Below are 20,642 nucleotides of genomic sequence, written 5' to 3' on the forward strand. Positions count from 1 at the left end.
GAAGGTGCCGCTAAGGCAAAGCTCTTTACTCGTGCGGCGCGAGAGCGTTACATCAAGCATGCTCTTAAGGGTTGATGCGGTTCAGGAAATCGGGCGCTTTTCGTCGCTCAAGCACAAGGCGCCTGCTTTTAGTCGCTTGAGCTTCATCTACGCGCGTAACGGCCTCGGGAAGAGCACCCTGTGTTCCATTCTTAGGTCCGCAGTCGAAGAGGACGTCAAGCTTATCGCCGCTCGCAAGCGGCTCGGGTCCGGCGCGGAATCCCGCGTCCAAACGAAATGGAAAACCCACGGGCAAATCGACTTCAGCGGCGGAAAGTGGAACGGGTGCCCTGGCGACGTCTACATCTTCGATTTAGAGTTTGTTCTTCGAAACCTTCATGTCGGGGAGAGCGTCACTCGGGAGAACAAGCGCAATCTTGTGCCGGTCGTTCTCGGCGCTCAGGGTACCTCAATCGCTGCCAAGATTTCCAATCTGGACAAAGAGCAAAGAGACATCGTCGCTGCGCAGGCGGCTCACGAGAAGGTCGTAAAGACAGCTCATCCCTCGGTGTCGGATATGCAGGCCTTTGCCGATGCACTGGTGCCGTCGGACATTGACGAAAAGATCGCGTCCGCCATTCGAGCGTTGGCTCTCGCAAATAGCGGGATGGCTGTGCGGCAGCGTCGCGAACTGACCAACATCGCGTTGCGGTCGCTCGAGGAATTTGAGGAGCTCGCAGAACGCTCGATCGATGACGTTTCCGAGGGTGCTGCTTCGATGGTGCAGACGCATCTAGATCAGCACGGTATGCATCCCAACGGATCGCGCTGGCTGAAATATGGGGTCGATCATATGAGCGGCGCCGATTGTCCGTTCTGCACTCAGGACACGTCGGGCATTCCTCTTGTCGCCGCGTTTCAGGGCTATTTCAGCGAACAGTTCACGCAGTTGACGCAGGACCTGGACGCAGCGCTGGACGAGGTCAAAACGCTCTACGGCGAGAACGGCAGCGCGTGGGATAAACTGCTTGCGGACCACGCCGCTGATTTTGATTTCTGGGGAACTGTCTGCGACCTCACCGCTATTCCCACCCTTTCAGACGAACAGCGCGCCTCTGCGACGTCGGCTTTGAAGATGGTTCAGGACTTGATGTCCGCCAAGGTGAAGAACCCTTTGGCGAGACAGTCTCTGTCGGTCGACCAACGCACTGAGGTGGCCACCGGGATCGCTGCGATCCGCACCTACATGAGGGCCGTGGCTGCTGAAGCGGTAACGATCGCAACTGCGCGCACGAATGCGTCGCAAGCTGATATTGCAGGCGCGACGTCCACGAGAAACAAGCTGCAAGCGCTCAAAGCTAAGGCCTCAAACCCTATCAAGGATGAGGTCGAAGAATGGACCAAGGGAGCCAAACGACGCCTGCAAATCGACGCCGACAAGAAGGCCGCTCAGAACGATCTGCGCACCTATGCAGCGGCGACAACGGGGGCCCGTCAGGACGACATCAATGCGCTGCTGGAGCTCTTCGGTGCCGACTTCCGCATCTGCGATACGAAAGCGAGTTTCGTGGGGCGTGAGCCAAACGCCGATTACTCGATCGAGATAGGAAATCACCGTGTGAATGCCGGCGAGCGCGCCGACGACAAACCTAGCTTCAACACCATCCTGAGCGCCGGCGACAAGTTCACGCTGGCCTTGGCATTCTTCATCACTCAGGTCCGTTCCGAGCCCAACCTGGCCAGCGCGGTGATCGTTTTCGACGATCCGTTCAGCAGTCAGGATATGCAGAGGCAATGGGAGACAACGAGCCAACTGCGCGCGCTGTCCAAGCAGGCGTGCCAGGTGATTGTGTTCTCGCACGATCCTCGTTTCCTGCACCTCATTGAGAAGAATGCGGACAAAGCGGATTGTGCATCGTTCCAGATCATGTGCGATGATCAGGGAGTTGCCAGCATCTCAGATTGGTCGTCGGAGAAAGAACTAGAGAACGCTTACGTCCGAAGCGCGCAGGTCATCCGTGAATACGCCAACAATGGTGTGTTTCTCGACGGCGAGAACGCGGACACCGTGGTCAAACGCCTGCGTCCCTTTGCCGAAGATTTCATTCGGGCACGCTTCCCAGCGCGCTTCCCGTCGTTGGTGATGCTCGACGCGATGGCTAACGACATTGACACTACAGGGGCATCAGATCCGCTTCACGACGACGTTCCCGCGTTCAAGGCGATCAACGAATACAGCCGGGACCACATGCACGCGAACTCGCCGCCGGTGAACCCTGCTGAGCTCCGTGCGCAGTGCAGGCGTATCGTTGCATTCCTCGGCCACTACTGACTGCTAGTTCCGGCAAGCCGGTGTCCAGAGGACCCCAGGTCCCTTTGGTCTATGTTCAGTGCACATTGCGAAAAGTGCTCTGATGGGTGGTATAGGCGCTGCTACGACCGTATTTGACGCGCGTCCGAGCCAAGCTTGATCGAAAGGAGACTTTTGATGAACTCACGTCCCTGGTTTGGAAAACTCACGACCGACCGCCGAGTGGCATTCTCTGAACTGACCTCGTTGGATCTCACCGTCCGCCAAGATCCGTTTCAAATGCACGCGCGACATGATTGGCAACGGATGAGCCGCTTCGACGAGACCAACTTCCCCACGCTCGTCGCCTGTCTGAACAACAGGTGTCAGCAGGGCGGGCTTGAACTCGAGAACGTCATCAGGTTCTCGCCTGAAGGCACCACGCGCCATTGCTGCCGTGGCCATGAGGGGACCCCCAAGGGCCGCCGCCGCGGCGATCCATGCGACAACTATTTCGACGTCGATCTCAAGATAGTGCGCGATTCCCGCTAGTCATCGTCGCATCGGCGACGGCGATCTCAGTAAGGCCACCAAAGGTTGTTTGTTACTGCTCGGATTTCGAGGAAGCGATCGTCGCTACCGGTGTGAGAAATGAAGGGGGAGTTCTGATCGGGGAGTGGCGTTATGTCGATAAGTTCGCCGCACGCTGTGTGAACGATCGAATGCGCTGCGATGTATGCGGTGTCGGCCGACGTGCTGATCACCACCCACCCTCTGATCGGACGTGATCCCGGGTTCTCGCAAACGTATTGATCGACGTTGTCGTGGCAGTGCGAGGCCTGCGGCCGCGATCCGTCCTGAAAAACAACCTCACGCCGCTCGATGTGCACCGCTTGGTGCAGTCGAGAAGTCACGTCGTCGAGGTAGGTCGCTATCTCAGGTGTGATTTCGATCATCCGCTGTCCTCGACCGTCAAAGAGCGCATACTGCAGATGAAGACAAACGCACTGAGACACTTGTGCAGCGATCTCATGGGGCAGGGCAGCGCAACTCACCATAGCGGATTATCGCGAATCCGCCCTCGACCTGGGCGCAGGAAAGATCGCGTTCTTCAACCGCACAGAACGCGACAACGCGCCCGTATCGATCGGTGTCGGTTTGGCGGCAGATGATCTCGCCCCCCGCAGTCAAAGTCTCCAGATTGCTCTTGCTCGCTATCGGGTCACCCGGCACGCACGTCCGCCCTCGGCGACAATGGCCAGGCATTTCCGATGAATCGATCGAGGCCAACCGAACCGAGATGTCTCCGCAGTGAATCGTATCCCCATCAATCACGCGATGGCGATCACAGATGAAAGTGTTGCCGACGCGGACCGTGGATGGCTGGGGCACCGCCGCGACGGGCGGGTCAGCAAAGTCATTCGATTCTGGCTGTGATGACGGACGTTCGAGTGGGGCAGGTTGTTGGCCTCCATGATGCCTAGCCAACGCGAAGCAAAACGCTGCAATAAAAATCACCGCCACGAGCGCCATGATTGCCGTGTCTCGAAGACGTGACCGACCAGCTCCAGTCGCGGCATGAGACCTTGGACGATCGCGCGAATACCGCCCAGCGGTGCTCTTGTCGCGCGAAGTGTATCGCCGGTGCTTTACCGGCTTCGCCAAAGGATCAATCGTTCGAAAAGTGTCGGCCGCCGGTCGCTCAGACTTGGCCCCGTCTCGGACAGCCGCTGCGTGGTGCGGGGGGCTAAGAGCGCTCGCCGAAGCCGTTCTAGATTTCTGTCCAGCTCGTCGGGTCCGGATGCCATGGTCAGTTTTCCCTTTGCGGGACGGCTTGGTCAGTAGACTTGCGAAGGCGAATTTCAATGCGACGGCGGGACTGATCGTCGCGGGCGGCGGTGCCATCGGCCATTCGGTCGATGGGTACAATCATCTGAGCGCCAGAGAGGGGGAGGATCGCCGTGCTGGCCAAGCGAGGGTCGGACCTCAGCACGCGAACCACTGCGACAGCGCGCGCCATCGCCAGCCCAGCGTTGTCGGTAGAACGGAGGTCGGAGATCGGGACTTGGCTGACCGACGCGGCAATCAGGCTTTTGTCGAGGTTGCTGGACCCCACCATTGGAACTTCATCAGTGTGCCCAATGACTTCGATCACATCCACGTCGTAGTCTTCGATCTGAGTGGCGAGCATGGGGATGATTGTTGAACGGAGGCTACGCTCGAATTCAGGTCTGAGTGTCGCTTTGCCGCTCTCAAAATAGTAACCGCCGGCCTCGCTGAGACTGAAGAACGGTGGCCATTCCCCCTCTCTGCCGCGTTGAGCGGCTGAGATCGCCCGACGAACATAGGCATCAGGATCTGTGGAGCCCGCGGCCTCTCGCATTTTCCGACCCAGCTCCGCATCTTCCACCAAGGTCGCTGCGCCGGCTTTTTCCCCTGACGCCTCCACTCGCTTGCGGATGTCGATGGCCCGAACAAGCTCCTTGAAGTAGTCGTCGCTCGTCTTGGCTTGAGGGTAAGCGCTTTGGAGCTGCTCAATCATCCGAGAGGCACCGCCGCTGTCGAGCGCGGCGATGCGTTGATCGCGGTTCTGGAGCGTCGCGCCTAGAGCCATGAGCAGCAGGAAAATGAGCAGGATCATGACTTCGGCCATAGTCAAGCCGAGGACGAGCCCTCGCCTGTAGGCCTTTTCCTGACGGATGTCGGGGTGGTCGGTCATCAGAGGCTGGCTTCCGCCCGTGAAGCGAGCGTTCCGGTCATATCGACGAGCGCGGAGTGTACCTTTGCGACGTTGTCGCGCGATCTGGCCAGCTCAGTCTCAAGCGCAGCGTTGTGACGACCAGCCGTTTCGGCACCACGTTTGATCTGGTCGTTCAATCCCTCGACCACCTTACCCTGTGCGTCGACGATCGATTGGAGGTCAGCCTGCAGACGTCCGATCGCCTCTTCCACCGCTGAGATCGCCGCCTGGGCGACAGCTTGTGGAATGGCCTGAACTTGCTCGATCTTATCTACCAGAACGCCTTCAAAACGATCGGTCGAGGCTGTCATTCCGCCAACCTGATCGCGGAGGGCTGACGCCGCCTCAGTCAAATCCCTAACGGCAGAGGCCGCGCCGGACTGAATCTGGCTGACTTGGCCAGTCTGCGTCACCAAGCCGTCGAGGATTGTTTTCGAGTTACCTGCTGCCCCCTCCAGGGCCGCTAGACTCGCAGCAATGCTCGCATGAGCACTGTCTAGCCCAGATAGGCTTTCAGTGTGCCTCTCCATGCCACCGACGATTTTGTCGGTCGCGTTCGTCAGTTTCTTGGAGCGCGCAACAGCGGCTTCGGCATGCTCTGCCACAGCTGTCGAGGCTCTTTCGGAGCTCTCCTTTACAGACAGTTCGGCGGCGTCTTTGATCTGCTGGATGCTGGCGACGACTTCATCCCGCAATTCCTCCAGCGACTGACGCGTCTGACGGCTGAAGTCGTTCATGCTGACGATCGATCTGGACAGCTCGGACTTGAGTTTTCCGGAAGCGGCGGCCAGTTCTAGGCGCGCGGAGGTCTCGGATTCGGCTATGTCGGGGCGGCTTTGGTTGAAATACACCCGAAGAACCAAGCCGATGATTGTCGTCGCCAAGGCGACACCGAACCCCTGGATGATCGTGGTCGCTGTGTCAGCAGGATCGAAGGTGAAGATCGCATAGGCCAGACTGGCCAGCGTATAAATCAGGCCCAGATAGTAGCAGTTGTCACCAGCCTGATCAGACCGAAGGCGGCCTGTTCCGGTACCCTGGACCAAAACAGCGTAGACGACGATCGCCACTGCCGCCGCTACCGCGACGATCAGCGCAGGAACGCTGAAAGCCTTCGCTAAGACGATGAGAGCAGCACCGCCGAAGGCGAAGCACAAAAAACCAAATCGATCGACCAGACCACGCTCAGCCAGCCGATCTACAAATGCCAAGGCACCGCGCCGCATGGTTATCCACTCACATTGTAGATACGGCGAACGGAGCCGCCTTGTTCGGTAAAGGTCGTTTCCCAAAGCCGGCTGAGAGCGCGCGGCTGGGTTTGTGGCGCATCCGCGCGCTCCAACATCCAGACTTCGATTTCTATCTGGCGAAGGTCCGAACGGACGCGACGGAACGATGCAGAGTTGATCAACTCGTCGGGCGTGGGGAGGCCGGCGTAGAACGATATCGTGTCGGTGTTCTGGAGAAGGTCTGAGGCGAGTATGAGCGTGCGAGGCAGCTCGATTACGTCAGGGGTTAACAGTTCGGTCAAAGCCACTGACTGAACCGACTCGAATATCGGAGAGCGGTCGGAGCCACTGGCGATGGAAAGGCTGGCAAAGACATCGGCCAAAGGTTTTTCAAACCCCTCGCGATATTGCTTTTGCACCCCCTTAGGATCACCCGTCCAATCGCTTACGTCGTCCGCCGTACCGGGATTGCAGCGCACGATGACCGGCTTAAGCAATGTCTGCGATGTTGAATCCACCTTGGCGACAATTAGCTTTCCGTATCGCGGGATCGAGTTACGAAGCTTCGTGAGCTGGTTCTGGAAATCCTGACGCTGCGCTACCGTCATTGGGTCCGTAACATCGACCAGCAGCACGGTAATGCTCGACGGAATAGTCGGACAGAGCGTTTCCGGATCAAGGGATCGATTGCTACGAGACACCATGACAAAGGTCGTCGCGATCACGGCGACGACAGCAAGGACGCCCCCGATCTGCAGCCACCCCTTGCGCGTCTCCTCAGCCGCGCGTTGAGACGCTGCGGTCTGACGCTTCTGTCGCGGCTTACGCATCGCCGAGCCTCAACTTAAGTGTTTCCAACGGCTCAAAGCGTTGGATGCCCTCGTCAAAGGCTGCGGACATTTCCGTTACGGCCACGTCCAGTGCGGCTTCTGCTGCACGAATGTCGCTATCGTTCACAGCAATGATGGGGGGAGGGGGCACGGTCGACCTAGGCAGCGACCAGCGAGCGAAGAAGGTCTCAGGAGCCTCGCTGGAGCGAGCGGTAAGATTCGCCGTGCGGTATTCTTGGAGCAGAGCATTTGCGATCACTTCAAGCTGCGCACCAAACTCGTCAAAGCGTCTAACGAAGGCTGCACGTGCCGCGAGTATCTGACCACGTTCGGATTGCTGGCGATCAAGCTCGCTGCGCACGCTGAGCGCCTCGTTGATGGCTTCGTCTCTGATTCCGGTCAGTTGGTCTGTGGCAGCCTCGACATCCTCTGCGTAGATTTGGCATCGGTCATCGTGTCGGCGCGAGACGCCGCCGTAACCGGGGTAAGGATCATCCATGCGGAAACCCGAAAGGGCAGCCATGGCCGCGAAGACGATCCCTGCAAGCAGAAGGGCCCAAGAATAGATGCTATCGAGGCTTCCAAACATGAGATGGAGAGCCTCAACTTCCGGGCTATCGACCCCGCTCACTTTTGCATCGCGATAGTGGGCTGCGCCCCAGTTCCAAGTGACGACGAGTGCGAGCCACAGTGCGACGCCAACCCATCCAAGAGTTTTTTTCGCTGCTGACCGGTGTTGGGTGAGCGGCCACACCATTCGCCCGACGACAGCAGCGACCCCCACGTTGAGGGCGCCGATAGCCGCAGCTGCTATGACGCCGCCGAGCAAACCCATCGCGTCGTTCTGACGAAGTAGAACCGAGTTCAGCCCAGTTTCCAGGGCCCAAGAAACGAGAATGTATCCATAGGCCGATGCCGACGACGTCGATCGATGAGCCGGCCGGCGCAGGCTGTGTTCCAGGCGGAAGTCGCGCAGCTCGGAATAGGAACTCGTGATTGCATCGCGACTGTTTGAAAGTCTGTTTAGAGCGTTCGTCACGGCGGCCTTGAAGTCGCTCGCAGCCAGCCTTGCTGAGACTCCGATCTGCGACACGCCCGTCAGAAGACCGAGCTCTGCCATTCGCCCGTCATAGGTTCGCACGTTGTTTGCTGCGTCATTTTGTGCGCGCGAATAGACTTCGTGAACGTGCGCGACGATCTCGGATTCGACGACATCAAGCGTTCGCAGCTGGCTTGACGGCTGCTCCAGCGCGCCTTGCTCCGCTCCTCGCGCGCGGAGTTTCAGACGCTCCGACGTTGCAGTCGTGTCGATCTGAATAAACGGATCATCCATCGGCGCGAGCAGCGACTCATGCCGAACGAACAGCTCTTTTAGCTTTTGTAGTCCCCCCATGACGTTGGTTTAGCAGGTGCAATCGAGAGTGGAAGGCCTCTATTTTCGACAACGGGAAAAATGTTGATTCGTACTCATCGGAATGGATTGCAGCCTCTCAGTGCAGATCACGACAAACACCCTGAGACGCCCTTTGCGACTGCCGATGCTAATGATTGCGCTGGCGTCGCTCGCCGTTTCCGCATGCGACCAGATCGGGATCGCAGCCCAGAAGACCACAGACCTCATCGGCATCGGTCCGCGTTCAGAGCCCGCAGTTACCTTTTGCGCGCGCGTTGTAGGCGTGACCGATGGCGATACGCTGACTGTGCTTGATGAGAGCAATCAGCAGCACACGATCAGGCTTGCCGAGATCGACGCCCCTGAACGTGGGCAGCCATGGGGTGCGCGCGCGAAGCAGACATTATCCTCGCTCGTGTTCGGCAAAACGGTTTCGCTGCAGCAGACCGATACCGATCGCTATGACCGTGTCGTGGCGCGCGTCTTTGCCGACGTTGAAGACATCAATCGCGCGATGGTCGGGCAGGGTGCCGCGTGGGCTTACAGAAGGTACCTGAACGATCAGACACTGATCGCTGTCGAAGCGAGAGCTCGCCAGGACCGGCTGGGTCTGTGGTCGCTCAGCGATTCCGAGACGGTTGAGCCATGGGAATGGCGAAAGGGAAAGCGCGAGGGTGACGGTAACATCCCAACCGACGGCACCCGTGGGGTTCGATCACTCGTCGCCCCTCCTCAGAGCGTGGTGACCGAACCGGCAAACGGCAGATTTAACTGCTCTGGGAAACGCTATTGTCGCCAGATGAGTTCGTGCGCGGAAGCCCACTTCTATCTGCGGCAATGCGGGGTGGCTTCGCTGGACGGAAACAGCGACGGCGAACCATGTGAAATGCTCTGTGGGACGGCCCATTAGAGCGCGTGATCAGGACAACCTCTCCGACCGTTTCTGACGTATCGTCGCGCTAGCCCTCGATTCGAAACGTTAACGGTCGAAGGCCGACGGGAGGAATACGACGATGAACGAACCTACGATCACGTGCCCGAAGTGCAAGTCAGACATCAAGCTGACCGAGTCTCTGGCCGGGCCGCTCGTCGAGCAAACCCGTCTCGCCTTCGCTGAGCAGCTTTCTGCGAAAGACCAGCTGGTGGCGCAGGCTCATGCCGAAGTCGCTTCTGAAAAGAAGCGCATCGAACTCGAGCGCCAAGCGATTGATGCGACGCTAAACGCTAAAATGGACGAAGCGCGAAAGCAGATTGCTGTCGATGAGACTGAGCGCGCAAAGCGCGTCGTCGCCGCCGACATGGAGGAGCGCGATCGCAAGTTCGCTGAGCTTCAAGAAACCCTGGCCAGCCGCGAAGAGAAGCTGAGGCTGTCACAGGCCAAAGAGGCGGAGATGCTGAAAAAGCAGCGCGAGCTCGATGACAAGCTGCGAGAAGTGGACCTCGCTGTGCAGCGGCAGGTCAATGAGGGGCTGGAGGCTGTTCGAGCGACGGCCAAACAGGAAGCCGAAGACGTGCTTTCGTTGAAGGTCAAAGAGCGCGACACGCAGATCGCATCGATGCAGCAGAAGATCGAAGAGCTGAAAAAGAAGGCCGAGCAGGGATCTCAGCAGCTTCAGGGGGAAGCGCAGGAACTGATGCTCGAAGACATGCTGCGCGCACGCTTCCCCTTCGATCAGATTGAACCGGTCGGAAAGGGCGAGTTCGGGGGCGATGTCCTGCAGCGCGTGGTCAATCCAGCCGGCCAGGTTTGCGGATCCATCCTTTGGGAAACCAAGCGCACGCGAGCGTGGAGCGATGGCTGGCTCAGCAAATTGAAGGGCGACTTGAGGGCAGCGAAAGCTGACCTCGCGCTGATCGTCTCTCACGCTTTGCCAAAGGACATCGAGACGTTTGGGCAGATGGAGGGGGTCTGGATCACCGGCCCGAAGTGCGCAATGCCCGTCGCGATGAGCTTGCGCGAGAGCCTCGTGCTCATGAACGGCGTGCGGGCGGCCGGGGAGGGGCAGCAGACCAAGTCAGCGCTAATGTATGATTATCTGACAGGCCCGCGTTTTCGTCACCGTATCGAAGCGGTCGTCGAGAAGTTTTCAGAGATGCAGGATGACCTCGCTAGCGAGCGCAAAGCGACGATGAAACGATGGGCTAAACGCGAGCAACAGCTGCACACGGTGCTGGACTCGACGGCGGGGCTTTACGGCGATTTGCAGGGGATCGCTGGCCGTTCGATGCTGGAGATCGAAGCTCTGGAAGCGCCTTTGCTGGAAGGTCCGGACGACGAGGACTGATTGGTTGATCATCCCCATCACGGGCGAAATCCTCGCGCGAGATCCCTCTCAGAGCAGATGTAGAAAATGCACTAGTCTGTGTGTATTTCTGCATCTAGTAGCGCGGCGGAAGCGGGCGCTTTGAGCGCCAACGCTTCAGCCGCGCCGTCGGCAAACCAAATGGCGGCCTGCCTAGCGGGCTCCGAACGGGATCGCCGTCATCCCCGCCACCGTCCTTGATCCGCCCCACACGGCGGCTTCTCCGACGGTCCCGGCGCTTACTGGGTCCCGGTCCCCAAACGCACTTTGATCAGGCCGCTTGGGCGGTCTGATCCAGCGAGGCGGCCGACACGACCGATCGAAATGTCTGCAGCATCTCGGTGTGTGCCTCAGCCAGGTAGCTCTCAATCACGGGACGCGAGAGCAACCGCTCTAAGAAACCTGCGGCGATCACGAGCACGAGCGTGTCATCGCCATATGAGGCTTCGAGCTCGTGGTAGTCCTGCGATCCCGCGTCCAACTCCCGTTGCAGCTTTTCGATCTGCTCGGGATTTAAGCCGGGAATGTTCTTTGCTTCTGGCCTCACGAGGTCCGCTGGCCTCGTTGTGATAAGTAGGGCCCTGGCGTAGCTGGCGCTATAGTTGTTGGCGGACACCATCAGTTCGGCCACTTCCAACTGTCGAATGGGCCTCATTTTCCGCAGCTTCTGGAAGGCTTGAATGCCGACAGGCTTGTCCTTCAGGAGCTCGGCGACATCCTCGTGGATGCCATTCAAGAGCTGACGTCGCTGCCTGATCGCGCCGATATCGACGTTGAGTGCGCGGGCCAGTTTCTCTTCGGAAACACCGCGCTCAATCGCCCGCACGATCATGTAGTGCTCCTGGATCGTCGCCAGCCTGTTCACCCGCTTGTTGTAGGTGAAGCTCTCGTCGTCCGATGACACGACGCATCGTGCTGTCTCGACACCCAGCTCTTTCAAGATGCTGAGTCTGACGTGGCCGTCCAGAAGGGGATGGGCGTTTCCCGATCGGACCTGAGCCACGACAAGCGGCTCCACTAGGCCAACCTCTGCCACCGAGGCGGCGATCCGCTTGTATTTTGGGGAATCGATGACAGCGGCAGACAGCATCTTCGACGGAAGGATTTGATCGAGTGGAAGAACATGCACTCGTTGCTCGAAGGCGATCTTGACCGGGTCCATCACCCGCGCTCCTAGCTGAGCCGCGCCGCCAAAGCCGACGGGAGTGTATGAATTCCCTCAGCCCTCATCAGCAGCTGAAATCGCTCCTCCCCGAGTAGGTGCTTCAGAGCGTTGATGACGAACACCAGGCGGTTGCGCGTGAGGGAGGCGCGCCGCGCGAAAGACTGGCGGCGTTCAGTCTCTCGCTGGAGCGAGCGGATCAGCGTGTCAGCTGTGACCGGCTTCTGGTTCCGGTGAGCGGTGCGACGATTGTGAATGCCTTTGCCGCTGGTGTTGCGTTGCTCAATGATCTGCCGGATCGCGAGGATCTGATCCTCCCTCGTTTTGGTGGACACCCATGCTAGCTTTTCGGAGCTGGAGAGGAGTGTCTGATGAGTGTTCAACGCCGGAACTTCCCGGATTCTTTCAAGCGCGAGGCGGTTGACCGCGTCGCCAACGGCGGCCTGAGCGTCGGGGCGGTGGCCCGTGAGCTGGGTCTCCACGAGACGGTGCTGCGTCGATGGATGACGCAGTTCGGGGTGCAGGCGACGGGGACGTCGCGGCGCCCCACAACGCAGGCGTCGTCCCCGTCGCCGTCGGACATGGCGGCGGAGTTGGCCCGGTTGCGACGGGAGAACGGTCAGCTTCGGATGGAGCGGGACATTCTAAAAAAAGCCGCGCTCATCTTCGGAGCGGCCTCCCGATGAAGTTCGGGTTCGTCGATGAGCATCGTCAGGTTTGGCCGGTCCGCGTGATGTGTGCGGTCCTGGGGCTTTCGGCCAGCGGTTACTATGCCTGGCGCGGTCGCCCCGAGAGCCCGAGGTCCGTGGCCAATCGCGAGCTGACCGAGGACATCCGGCTGATCCATGCCGAGAGCAGCGGCTGCTACGGCTCGCCACGCATCCACGCCACCTTGCGTCGGCATGGACGTCGGATTGGTCGATCCCGCGTGGAGCGGCTGATGCGCCGTGCCGGCCTGCGAGGGCTGGCCGCCCTGCCGCGTCGCGCCCGGACGACGAACAGCCGCCACGGCTATCCCATCGCGCCCAACAGGCTGGCCCGGAACTTCGAGGCGGCGGCGCCCAACCAGGTCTGGCTCGCCGATCTGACCTATATCCCAACGGGTGAAGGCTGGCTCTACCTCGCCGCCATCCTTGACATGCACACCCGCAAGATCGTGGGCTGGTCCATGCGCCAGACCCTGCACACCGAGATCGCCCTGGACGCCCTCAACATGGCCGTCGAACGTCAGCGCCCCGCGCCCGGCCTGATCCACCATTCCGATCGCGGAATCCAATATGCCGCCGAGGCCTATCGCTCCGCGCTTGCTCGATCCGGCATCACGCCGTCCATGAGCCGCAAGGGGGACTGCTGGGACAATGCGCCCATGGAAAGCTTCTTCCACACCCTCAAAACCGAGCGCGTCCATCACCGCGTCTACGCCACCCGCGACCAGGCGCGGCGAGACCTGTTCGGATACATCGAGGGCTTCTACAATCCCCGTCGCCTGCACTCAGCACTGGGCTATATCAGCCCCGCCGAGGCCGAACGCAGAGCGGCTTAACCCCGTCCACTTTTGCGGGGGAAGATCAGATCTGGTTGCCGGGGATGGCCTTTTCTTCATACGCCTGCGCGAGGGCTCGCTGAACGTCGCCGTCCTTCGCGCGAGCAATTTCCATGGCGATCGTGTGTGGGATAACCCCGCGTTCAACGGCGGCGATCAGCTTCTCTTCGCCATTCTCGAGCAGGTAGCAGATGGCGCTGACGTAATCGGCGCTGAAATCGACTTTGGCGGCGATCTCATTGATCGAGTAGCCACGCTCACGCAGGGTGCCGATGGCGCGGACTAACTCCAGGGGCGTGTGCTGGCGACGGGCGAGGTTTTCGACCAAGCTCATAACGTAGCAATCGTCCTCAGACGCCTCGATGACGACGGCGGGGATCTGCTCCTGCCCAAGAGCTATGAAAGCTTCCAGACGGCCTTGGCCGCACACCAAGTCGTAGCGCGAGCGGCCCGGTCGCTGGCTTACGGTAATCGGCTTTTTCAGCCCTAACCGTTCGATGCTGGTGACCAGTTCCTGAAACACGCGCTTGTTGCGTGCGCGTGGGTTCAGAACTGTGATGCCGTTCACAGGGATCATGCGGATTTTTTGAGCGTCGATCATGCGGCGGCTAGCTCCGTGCGCTTGGCAAGGTCGTAGAAGGCCTCAAGGGTGTCGAACCGGAAGGTGTCCAGGAGGATGCCGTTGTCCGGCGCCAGGCGAACGCTCGGATCGGAGCCGTACTCAATCCAGGGGAGCAGGTAGTAGTCGCGAACATCGACGTTTCCCGGCTCCAAACGGACCGCGATCGTGATGTCGGGCCGGAGGCCCTGATCGATCCGGATTTTCCACCGCAACCCGCCTGCCGGCGTTTCCAGGCATCGCGCGATGACGATGGATGCTGTGAACTCGTCGTTGATGGTGACCAGTCCATCGGCTGCTGAGACCGCCTGGCCACCAGCATCGACAAGGCCCGCGAGAACTGACGCCATGACGTCCGGATGCATCGCGCGTATTGCTCGGTTCGCCTCGATGTAGCGATAGTCCCGGCCGGGCGAGTAGCCGATCAGCTGGTATGCTTGGAGTAGGCTGCCGAACCGGTGGCGATAGACAGAACTCGACGGCATGTCGTCGAACTCGTCAATGACGACGCCGGATAATGCCCCCCTGCGTTCCAGCAGCTGTGTCAGCTTGGCCAACAGCTCCTCATCGGTGAAACGGGCGCATCGACCCTGGATGATCCGTTGAGCCGCGTCGAAGAAGTCGGGGTCTACAATGCCTTCGAAAGCGCCATCCTTGCGCACCCACATATCGGGTGTGTTCGTCACCCGCTTGGCCTTCAACTTGAAAGATGAGCGGTTGAAGATGTTGTTGCCAATGTACTTCTCGTTGGTGAGGACCTGGTGCACCGACGCTCGCGTCCAGGGCTGACCGCGATCCGTTACCAGACCTTCGGCGTTAAGTTGTGCCGCGATTTCTGTCTCGGAGCGCTGCTGCAGCACGAAGAGCCGATAGAGCCGGCGGACGACTTCCACTTCCTTGGCCGGGCCGGGCGTAAGAATGACGCGATCAGTCTGGAAGCTCTTGTGTTCGCCCTTCGAAAGGATGGCTTTCGGCTTGCCGTGCTCATCGACGAGCTGGCGCCGAAGGCCATACCCGGCCGGACCGCCTTGCCGGTAGCCCAGAGTGATCAGACGGCATTGACCGGCGAAGACCTTCGCCGAGAGCTCGCGGCTGTATTCCCCAGCCATGGCGCGCTTCATGCTCTTGATGACCGTCGCGCTGAGGCTGCCGTCGTTCTCGAACTGCTCGGCACAGTAGTGAACCGCGAGGCCCGCTTCGCGGCATATGAACTCGTAGTAGGCGCTCTCGTCAGAGTCCTGAAAACGGCCCCAGCGGCTGACGTCGTAGACGAGGATGGCGTTGAAATCGGAGAGGCCGTTTCGGACGTCGGCGATCAGCTTCTGGAGCCCCGCACGGCCATCTATTCTCAAGCCGCTTTTACCAGCATCCTCGTAGGTCCTGACGATCTCAAATCCGCGCCTGGCTGCATAGGCAGCGATCGCCTCAGCCTGGTTCTCGGTCGAGTACTTCTGATGCTCCGTCGACATGCGCACATACTGCGCCGCGCGCACGACGCGCTTGGGATCGCCTTCGTGCTGAACGCGGTCTCGGTCCATATCGCACGCACAAGCTTGCCGCCGTTACGAGGCGGTCAAAGAAGGGGCGTAGTCACAGGCGCGTTGAAAGTCTTTTCCGATTTTGGACTGAAAACTTCGGTCCAAAACCGGAAAAAAATTTCCGGATTGTGAGGTGTAAGATGGACGCCTTCCCGAAGCTCATCGCTGATGCCCTGCACGCGGAGTGGGGATCAACGCTCTCGTCGCGAAAGATCGTCAGCCGAATAACCAACTCTAACGAGCGAGCCGTGAAGAACTGGTTCGAAGCAAAGAATGCTCCGAGCGGCGAAAACCTGGTTGTGTTAATTAAACACTCCGGTGCGGTGCTTGAGGCTGTGCTTACAGCTTCAGGCCGAAGCGGTGGGTTTCAATCCTACAATATCGAAGCGGTTGAAAAAGCGCTGCGTGAACTCCTTAACTTGATAGAGGGGGGACGCCGGAGGCACTAGCTGCAGAATCGTGGTCTTTGGTCTGCTGCCGCAGTGGTAGTGCCCAACACATGCGCTACTGCGATTGAAGTGGGCAACCGTCAACTTTCGAAACTTATGTTGCAGCGAAGCGCTCACGATGCTCCCGACTTTGACGCATCGATCTTAGGTCGCCAGATCCACTTAAAATCGTCGCGATCCCGTTTCAACTGTATTATTTCCGTCAGGCATTGAACTTCACCGCGGGTGTGAGGTGAAGCGGCGTGCGAGCTCCCGCACCCAAACAAATAAGCCGCCAGATCAATGATCCGGCGGCTTTTTGCTGTCTGAGATTGAGCGTGCCCAGCTAGCAGAAAGAACGCAAAGGGCGCAGTCCACATGCCCCCAAGGACGTGAAGGCTGGCGCTCGATCTTGCGCCTCAGTGACGTGCCCCCCCTTTTCTCATCCAGCCACAACGAGAGTCCTGTGGTGATCTGAACTGGGGTTTGTGGGGTTGGCAAGAGGCCGGTCAGCGCAGCGCTATAACCAGCGCAGCGGACCGGCCGATCTGTCCGTTGAGCGCATCTGCGTAAGCCTGCGGCGTCAGCCACCCAAGCTTCGAGTGCGGCCGAGTTTCATCGTAGTTGCGCCGCCAGGCCTCCAGCACCGCACGGGCGTGCGGCAGGGAGCGGAACAGCGTCTCGTTCAGCAGTTCTTCACGCAGCCGGCCATTGAAGCTCTCGTTGAAGCCGTTCTGCTGCGGCTTGTCCGGCGCGATGTAATGCCAGCCCACGCCGGTTCGCGACCAGGAGGATCTCCAAGGGACGCCGCGTGCCAATGGCCCGTTTGCGCCCGCCGCGCCGGCGCACCGTCAGCTTCTCCTCGCGATAGATCCGCTGGACCCGTCCGCCACCGGAACACCCGCCTCCTGCTCGCGCAGAATCCCGATGATCTGTTTCGGGGTGGCGTATACGCCACCCCATCAATCCGTGAACCGCGATCTCTTCATTTGGTCCGTCCTTTCAAGGGCCGGAATCTAGCTATTCTTGGAGGAGTTTCAGGGGGGGGGGGGGGGGCACGTCAGCCTCTACAAATTTCCCTTCCACACTAAGTTGAAAAATAATTCGGCCAACTAGGCCACTTCGTATTCCGCTGCGATTGGTTACTCTAAATCGCGCGCCTTGGGCTTCGGCCAGCGTGTGAACGATCGCCAGGCCGAGGCCGGAGCCGGACGCCTGGGATGAGTTGGCGCGGAAGAAGCGGTCGGTGAGGTGGGGAAGCGTGGCCTCATCCACGCCTGGCCCGTGATCCCAGACGCAGACCGCACCCGTCGTTTGCACATGAACCATCACGGGCGGCGCGCCGTGGTGGAAGGCGTTGTCGATAAGATTGAGGATCTGTTCGGCGATTAGGTCTTCGGCGCCGAGAACCGCAACTGACTCGGCCGGCAGGCGGAGGCGCAGGGCGCCGTCGGGAAAGCCGCGGCGCTCTTTGGCGGCCTGACAGGCGCGGCGTGCGGCGCGGCCAAGGTCGGCGGAGGACGAGATCCGTGCGCCGTCGGCGCGGGCCGTGGAAAGCAGTTGTCCGACGAGGCGCGTCATGCCGCTGACGGCGTCGCGAGAGTCGGCGATCAGCCGCTTCTCCTGAGGCGTCCAGGCTCGTGGCGAGCCTGCCAGAAGTTCGAGATTGGCGGACACGATCGAAAGTGGCGTGCGCAGTTGATGCGAGGCGTCGGCGGCGAACCGCTGAATGCCGGAGGTCGAGGTCTCCAGCCGCGCCAGAAGATGATTGAAGGCGGTCAGAACCGGCCAGAGCTCGCGGGGCGCCAGATCGACATTGGCCGGTGCAAAGTCGGCCGAGGGGCCGGGGCGGCGCGTGAGGTCGTCAATCAGACGCTTGAGCGAGTTCAATCCCCATTGCAGGGCGGGCCAGACCAGAAGTGCGGCGAGCACCACCAGCAGGGCGGGGAGAAGCAGCATGCTGCGGTAAAGCTCGCGCAGGCTGGCTCGGCGAGAATCCAAGCTCTGGGCGACCGAGACGCGCACGGGGGCGTCACGACCGGGGATGATGAGGGTCTGTTGCGCCATGCGCACCGAAACCCCTCTGACGGACAGGTCTGAAAAGACGGGTTGGTCCGCCTGGGCCTGAGGAAGGTTCGGCAGTTCGGCGTAGCCGGTGACCAGCCGGTCGCCTTCGCGGACGCTGTAGAAGACGGCGTCGCGTTCGGGGCCGTCCAGCAGCGCTAGGGCCCAGGGCGCGACGTCCACGGTGATACGGCCGTCGGCGACCGACACCGTCTCGCGGATGGTCTGAAGTGCGCCCGCCAGAAGGCGGTCAGCATTGTTCGCCACCACCCGCTGGGCCGTCCAGGCGCCGACCGCCAGGACGACAGTGGCGAAGATCGCCAGTGGAACCACCTGTGCAATCAACAGGCGTTTGACCAGGCTGTGGGAACGAGCAGGCGGCGCGCGGCTCATGGGTCGAGACGATATCCGCGGCCACGGATGTTGGTCACGGCGGGGCCGTCAGGCTGAAGCTTGCGCCGCAACCGGCCGACATGGATTTCCAGCGCATTGAGCGAGGGCGCCTCGTCCTGCGGAAAGACCTCGGCGGCCAGCAGGTCGCGGTCCACCACCTGTCCTGGCCGGGACGCGAGAACACGCAGCGCCGCCCATTCGCGGGGACGCAGGGCGAGGTCGCGCTCGTTGACGTGGGCGCGGCCGGTGCGCCAGTCGCAGAAAAGGGTTCCGATCACCACGGCGCCGGCCGCCTGCCCCTGGCGTCGACGCACGATGGCGCGCAGACGGGCGACCAACTCGGACGGGGCGAACGGCTTGATCAGATAGTCGTCGGCCCCAAGGTCCAGGCCCGCAACCCGGTCGCCGAGGCCATCGCGCGCGGTCAGCATCAGCACCGGCGTTGATGATCCCCGAAGCCTCAGGGTCCTCAACACTTCGAAGCCGTCGATGTCGGGAAGGCCGATGTCCAGGATGGCGGCGTCGAAAACCTCAGCGCTCTCGAGCTGCAGGGCCTGTTCGCCGCTTTCGACGCACCTTGCGTCGAAACCCGCATCGTGAAGACTGGCTTCGAGCGAATGCCGCAACGCCTTGTCATCTTCGACGACGAGTATTCTCATGGCGACGAGAGGGGGCGACGGATCATGCGTGACACATAACCAGAAAGCCGGAGCGGTGAAAACGGATCGACGACATCTGCTTCTCGGCTTGGCCGGGTTAAGCGCCGCCGCCTGTTCGCCGGAACCGGAAGGCGCGGGGACGGCGCCGCGGGTGCGCTGGCTGGCGCGGCGAGAAGAGGCGCTGCACATCCTGACCAACACAAGCCTGATGGGCCCTGTGTTGGAGGCCTTTCGTCGTCGCTGGCCCGAGATCCGGGTGCGTCTTGAGGACATAAACTCCACTCGGATCGCCGAGGAGGTGCGGCGGCTTGCGGACAGCGGGTTGGATGGCCCGGATCTGGTCTGGAGCACGGCGATGGACGTGCAGGTCAAGCTGATCAACGACGGCTATGCCCAAGCCTATAGATCGCCGCACCGCGCGGCCATGCCCGACGGGTCGGTATGGCGTGATCAAGGCTATGGATTGACGGCGGAGCCGATCGTGTTCGCCTATAATCGAAACCGGCTCGCGCCCGATCTGGCGCCCCGCAGTCATGCGGATCTGCTCCGGCTGCTGAAAAGCCGGCCAGAGGTGTTTGACGGTCGTGTGACCCTCTATGACGCCGAACGGAGCGGCGTCGCTCTCATGCAGTTGTCGGCGGACGTGCAGATCTATCCTGACGCCTGGCCGTTGATGGAGGCGCTGGGCGCCCAACGTCCGCGGCTGGACACTTCGGGGCAGAGAATGATGGGCCAGATCGCCGATGGGCGGATGGCGTTCGCCTATAATATGAACCAGTCCTACGGTGCGTCCTGGGCGGCGCGCGCGCCAGAGATCGGACTGATCACGCCGGACGATTATCACCTGTCGGTTTCGCGCGTGGCCTTCATCCCGCGCAACGCCGCCCATCCGAATGCGGCGAGGCTGTTTCTGGATTTCCTTCTGTCCAGAGAAGGGCAGCGGGTGATCGGCGCCCTGGGGGTTCGACCAGTCCGCGACGATGTGTATGCGCCCATGCGTCCCGCCGCGCCGGGTGTTCGACCTGTCCGGGTGGGGCCGGCCCTGCTGGCCAATCTGGATCAAGCGCGCCGCGCGACCTTGCTTACCCGATGGGGCGAAGCGATGCGGGACGGCGTCAGGGCGCCTTCAGATCCGGCCGCGCCGTGATCGTTCCTGTGGATAACTCCAAAAGATCCGAATCCCGACTTCCTGTCACGACGCCGTCATGGCGGCCGGCGCCGCGAAGCGGGCGGCGGATCTGGCCAATGGGATCTACGCGTGCATAGCAACGATAGGCGAATATTGCGCCTATTTGGGCAATAAAATTGCACAACCAGCGTATTTGACACAAACGAGAGGGTCGATCTTACTCGGCTTCAGCAAGGCGGGAGAGATCGGCTCCAGCCGACGCCGAAGGCGCAACCGCCCCGGAAACGCTCAGGCAAACGGACCGTCTTGCTGAAGGAACGCTGGAGAGAAGGCCGGATCCGGG

18 protein-coding genes, 1 pseudogene and 1 riboswitch are annotated in these 20,642 nt (G+C 60.8%); of the genes and pseudogenes, 7 read left to right on the top strand and 12 right to left on the bottom strand.

Going from position 1 to position 20,642, the window contains the following annotated elements:
- Window positions 1-31 precede the first annotated feature (31 nt).
- Window positions 32-2,311, top strand: coding sequence for an AAA family ATPase (locus ACW17X_RS00080; protein WP_492098856.1), 2,280 nt, complete (start codon window positions 32-34; stop codon window positions 2,309-2,311).
- Between the two features lie 156 nt (window positions 2,312-2,467).
- Window positions 2,468-2,821 carry a hypothetical protein gene (locus tag ACW17X_RS00085; RefSeq protein ID WP_492098857.1) on the top strand — a complete coding sequence of 118 codons (354 nt, stop codon included), beginning with the start codon at window positions 2,468-2,470 and terminating at the stop codon, window positions 2,819-2,821.
- Window positions 2,822-2,847: 26 nt separating this feature from the next.
- Here ACW17X_RS00085 and ACW17X_RS00090 read toward each other — a convergent pair whose 3' ends face one another.
- The 5 genes from ACW17X_RS00090 to ACW17X_RS00110 form a co-directional block, all read right to left on the bottom strand.
- A complete protein-coding gene (locus ACW17X_RS00090; protein ID WP_492098858.1) occupies window positions 2,848-3,225 on the bottom strand; it encodes a hypothetical protein in 378 nt (125 codons plus the stop codon).
- Between the two features lie 854 nt (window positions 3,226-4,079).
- A complete protein-coding gene (locus ACW17X_RS00095; protein ID WP_492098859.1) occupies window positions 4,080-4,988 on the bottom strand; it encodes a hypothetical protein in 909 nt (302 codons plus the stop codon).
- Window positions 4,988-6,235 carry a hypothetical protein gene (locus tag ACW17X_RS00100; protein WP_492098860.1) on the bottom strand — a complete coding sequence of 416 codons (1,248 nt, stop codon included), beginning with the start codon at window positions 6,233-6,235 and terminating at the stop codon, window positions 4,988-4,990. The genes ACW17X_RS00095 and ACW17X_RS00100 overlap by 1 nt, the downstream gene beginning before the upstream one ends.
- 2 nt (window positions 6,236-6,237) lie before the next feature.
- On the bottom strand, window positions 6,238-7,068 hold the full coding sequence (locus ACW17X_RS00105; protein ID WP_492098861.1) for a hypothetical protein: 831 nt from the start codon (window positions 7,066-7,068) through the stop codon (window positions 6,238-6,240).
- Complete coding sequence (locus tag ACW17X_RS00110) at window positions 7,061-8,461, bottom strand: hypothetical protein (protein ID WP_492098862.1); 1,401 nt, start codon at window positions 8,459-8,461, stop codon at window positions 7,061-7,063. Before ACW17X_RS00110 ends, ACW17X_RS00105 begins: the two co-directional genes overlap by 8 nt.
- Before the next feature lie 100 nt (window positions 8,462-8,561).
- Between ACW17X_RS00110 and ACW17X_RS00115 the strand changes: the two genes are divergently transcribed.
- Window positions 8,562-9,371: a thermonuclease family protein gene (locus ACW17X_RS00115; RefSeq protein ID WP_492098863.1), complete on the top strand. Its 810-nt coding sequence runs from the start codon at window positions 8,562-8,564 to the stop codon at window positions 9,369-9,371.
- 103 nt (window positions 9,372-9,474) lie between these two features.
- The gene (locus ACW17X_RS00120) at window positions 9,475-10,746 is read left to right on the top strand and encodes a DUF2130 domain-containing protein (RefSeq protein ID WP_492098864.1); all 1,272 of its coding nucleotides are present in this window, start codon (window positions 9,475-9,477) and stop codon (window positions 10,744-10,746) included.
- A 289-nt stretch (window positions 10,747-11,035) separates the two neighbouring features.
- Here the strand turns inward: ACW17X_RS00120 and ACW17X_RS00125 are convergent, their stop codons facing one another.
- Both ACW17X_RS00125 and ACW17X_RS00130 read right to left on the bottom strand, forming a co-directional pair.
- Window positions 11,036-11,926: a plasmid partitioning protein RepB C-terminal domain-containing protein gene (locus ACW17X_RS00125; RefSeq protein ID WP_492098865.1), complete on the bottom strand. Its 891-nt coding sequence runs from the start codon at window positions 11,924-11,926 to the stop codon at window positions 11,036-11,038.
- Between the two features lie 11 nt (window positions 11,927-11,937).
- Window positions 11,938-12,261: a hypothetical protein gene (locus ACW17X_RS00130; protein WP_492098866.1), complete on the bottom strand. Its 324-nt coding sequence runs from the start codon at window positions 12,259-12,261 to the stop codon at window positions 11,938-11,940.
- A gap of 36 nt (window positions 12,262-12,297) precedes the next feature.
- On the opposite strand from ACW17X_RS00130, the gene ACW17X_RS00135 reads away from it, so the two are divergent.
- Window positions 12,298-13,469 (top strand): IS3 family transposase gene (locus ACW17X_RS00135; protein ID WP_492098836.1). Its coding sequence is split into 2 segments (ribosomal slippage): window positions 12,298-12,571 and window positions 12,571-13,469, totalling 1,173 coding nucleotides; the frame shifts between segments, so codons are not numbered across the junction.
- A gap of 25 nt (window positions 13,470-13,494) precedes the next feature.
- Here ACW17X_RS00135 and ACW17X_RS00140 read toward each other — a convergent pair.
- Both ACW17X_RS00140 and ACW17X_RS00145 read right to left on the bottom strand, forming a co-directional pair.
- Window positions 13,495-14,070: a ParB/RepB/Spo0J family partition protein gene (locus ACW17X_RS00140; RefSeq protein ID WP_492098867.1), complete on the bottom strand. Its 576-nt coding sequence runs from the start codon at window positions 14,068-14,070 to the stop codon at window positions 13,495-13,497.
- Window positions 14,067-15,626: a recombinase family protein gene (locus tag ACW17X_RS00145; protein WP_492098868.1), complete on the bottom strand. Its 1,560-nt coding sequence runs from the start codon at window positions 15,624-15,626 to the stop codon at window positions 14,067-14,069. The genes ACW17X_RS00140 and ACW17X_RS00145 overlap by 4 nt, the downstream gene beginning before the upstream one ends.
- Before the next feature lie 140 nt (window positions 15,627-15,766).
- Between ACW17X_RS00145 and ACW17X_RS00150 the strand changes: the two genes are divergently transcribed.
- Complete coding sequence (locus tag ACW17X_RS00150; protein WP_492098869.1) at window positions 15,767-16,075, top strand: hypothetical protein; 309 nt, start codon at window positions 15,767-15,769, stop codon at window positions 16,073-16,075.
- A gap of 488 nt (window positions 16,076-16,563) precedes the next feature.
- Here the strand turns inward: ACW17X_RS00150 and ACW17X_RS00155 are convergent.
- The 3 genes and pseudogenes from ACW17X_RS00155 to ACW17X_RS00165 all read right to left on the bottom strand — a co-directional run.
- Window positions 16,564-16,830 (bottom strand): annotated as a pseudogene (locus ACW17X_RS00155) (integrase core domain-containing protein); the annotation flags it as partial.
- A gap of 244 nt (window positions 16,831-17,074) precedes the next feature.
- The gene (locus ACW17X_RS00160) at window positions 17,075-18,511 is read right to left on the bottom strand and encodes a sensor histidine kinase (protein WP_492098870.1); all 1,437 of its coding nucleotides are present in this window, start codon (window positions 18,509-18,511) and stop codon (window positions 17,075-17,077) included.
- Window positions 18,508-19,170: a response regulator transcription factor gene (locus ACW17X_RS00165; protein ID WP_492098871.1), complete on the bottom strand. Its 663-nt coding sequence runs from the start codon at window positions 19,168-19,170 to the stop codon at window positions 18,508-18,510. The genes ACW17X_RS00160 and ACW17X_RS00165 overlap by 4 nt, the downstream gene beginning before the upstream one ends.
- A gap of 88 nt (window positions 19,171-19,258) precedes the next feature.
- Between ACW17X_RS00165 and ACW17X_RS00170 the strand changes: the two genes are divergently transcribed.
- A complete protein-coding gene (locus ACW17X_RS00170; protein ID WP_492098872.1) occupies window positions 19,259-20,317 on the top strand; it encodes an ABC transporter substrate-binding protein in 1,059 nt (352 codons plus the stop codon).
- A gap of 208 nt (window positions 20,318-20,525) precedes the next feature.
- Window positions 20,526-20,613: riboswitch (glycine riboswitch) on the top strand.
- Window positions 20,614-20,642: the final 29 nt, after the last annotated feature.

It is taken from the genome of Brevundimonas sp. FV1ye4L, assembly GCF_058681255.1.

Bases quoted from the DNA above. Each gene is read 5' to 3' on its own strand.
- ACW17X_RS00095 (WP_492098859.1), bottom strand. From the start codon at position 4,988: ATGACCGACCACCCCGACATCCGTCAGGAAAAGGCCTACAGGCGAGGG.
- ACW17X_RS00090 (WP_492098858.1), bottom strand. From the start codon at position 3,225: ATGATCGAAATCACACCTGAGATAGCGACCTACCTCGACGACGTGACT.
- ACW17X_RS00160 (WP_492098870.1), bottom strand. From the start codon at position 18,511: ATGAGCCGCGCGCCGCCTGCTCGTTCCCACAGCCTGGTCAAACGCCTG.
- ACW17X_RS00150 (WP_492098869.1), top strand. From the start codon at position 15,767: ATGGACGCCTTCCCGAAGCTCATCGCTGATGCCCTGCACGCGGAGTGG.
- ACW17X_RS00110 (WP_492098862.1), bottom strand. From the start codon at position 8,461: ATGGGGGGACTACAAAAGCTAAAAGAGCTGTTCGTTCGGCATGAGTCG.
- ACW17X_RS00085 (WP_492098857.1), top strand. From the start codon at position 2,468: ATGAACTCACGTCCCTGGTTTGGAAAACTCACGACCGACCGCCGAGTG.
- ACW17X_RS00120 (WP_492098864.1), top strand. From the start codon at position 9,475: ATGAACGAACCTACGATCACGTGCCCGAAGTGCAAGTCAGACATCAAG.
- ACW17X_RS00145 (WP_492098868.1), bottom strand. From the start codon at position 15,626: ATGGACCGAGACCGCGTTCAGCACGAAGGCGATCCCAAGCGCGTCGTG.
- ACW17X_RS00165 (WP_492098871.1), bottom strand. From the start codon at position 19,170: ATGAGAATACTCGTCGTCGAAGATGACAAGGCGTTGCGGCATTCGCTC.
- ACW17X_RS00140 (WP_492098867.1), bottom strand. From the start codon at position 14,070: ATGATCGACGCTCAAAAAATCCGCATGATCCCTGTGAACGGCATCACA.
- ACW17X_RS00100 (WP_492098860.1), bottom strand. From the start codon at position 6,235: ATGCGGCGCGGTGCCTTGGCATTTGTAGATCGGCTGGCTGAGCGTGGT.
- ACW17X_RS00125 (WP_492098865.1), bottom strand. From the start codon at position 11,926: ATGGACCCGGTCAAGATCGCCTTCGAGCAACGAGTGCATGTTCTTCCA.
- ACW17X_RS00105 (WP_492098861.1), bottom strand. From the start codon at position 7,068: ATGCGTAAGCCGCGACAGAAGCGTCAGACCGCAGCGTCTCAACGCGCG.